General features: G+C 65.6%; 1 protein-coding gene. It reads left to right on the top strand.

Annotated features, from left to right (window positions below):
- A partial coding sequence (locus tag JK363_RS41780) for an acyltransferase domain-containing protein (RefSeq protein ID WP_201883539.1) occupies window positions 1-340 on the top strand: 340 nt, incomplete at both ends.

The following is a 340-nucleotide window of genomic DNA, read 5'->3' as shown; positions in this document are numbered from 1 at the left end:
GCGGGTGTCGCATGCGTTCCATTCGCCGTTGATGGAGCCGATGCTTGCCGAGTTCCGGCAGGTCGCCGAGCGACTGACGTACGAGGCTCCGGGTATCCCGTTGGTGTCGAATCTGACCGGTGAGCTTGTCGCGGACGAGGTGTGTGACCCGGAGTACTGGGTGCGGCACGTCCGTGAGGCGGTGCGTTTCGCCGACGGCGTCTCTCACCTCGCCACCCTCGGTGTGACGGCTTTCCTGGAGCTGGGCCCGGACGGTGTTCTCTCCTCGATGGGCCAGGACAGTGCTCCGGAGACGCTGTTCGCGCCGGTTCTGCGCAAGGACCGTGACGAAACCACCTCT

This window comes from Streptomyces coffeae (assembly GCF_016741875.1).
In the GTDB taxonomy this organism is placed as follows: Bacteria; Actinomycetota; Actinomycetes; order Streptomycetales; family Streptomycetaceae; genus Streptomyces; species Streptomyces coffeae.
Note: the sequence above shows the minus strand (reverse complement) of the source record. Positions and strands in the feature narration are given on the sequence as shown.